Here is a 682-nt window from a genome sequence, read left to right on the forward strand (position 1 = left end):
CCGGACGGGTCGTTGTTGCCGAAGGGCGCGGGACCGCCACCCTGACGCTCACCACCGAAGCCCTGCGCGCCGCCGGGGCCGCCAGGACCGCCGCCGGGGCCACCCTGCCGCTCATTGCCGAAACCTTGCGAGCCGGGGCCACCAGGGCCGCCCTGCCGCTCACCACCAAAACCTTGCGAGCCCTGGCCACCGGGACCGCCAGGTCCACCCTGACCACCGGGACCGCCGCCCGGGCGCTCCCCGCCGAAGCCCTGCGAGCCGGGGCTGCCAGGACCGCCGCCGGGCCCACCCTGCCGCTCATTGCCGAAGCCCTGCGAGCCCTGACCACCGGGGGCGCCAGGCCCGCCAGGTCCACCAGGTCCGCCCTGACCACCGGGGCCGCCTTGGCGTTCGCCGCCGAAGCCCTGCGGGCCGGGCCCGCCCTGCCGTTCGCCACCGAAACCACCGGGACCGTTCGGCCCACCAGGACCACCGGATCCACCAGGTCCGCCGGGACCCCCAGGCGCACCAGGTCGCCCCGTCGGCTCGCTGCCGAACGGGGGTATGGGCTCCGCCGGCCGGTTCATCTGCGAGGGCCGCGAGCCCTGGTACTCGTAGGGGTCACCGCCGTACGACTGGCCGGGACCAGGACCGGGCGGCGGAGGCTGCTGCTGGAAGCGGGACGCCGGGCTCGGGCCGGGGC

At 77.1% G+C, this 682-nt stretch carries 1 pseudogene; it reads right to left on the reverse strand.

Annotated elements, in window-relative coordinates:
* Window positions 1–682 (reverse strand): annotated as a pseudogene (locus AC31A1_RS52230) (FHA domain-containing protein); the annotation flags it as partial.

The organism is Streptomyces sp. P5F9 (assembly GCF_057961495.1).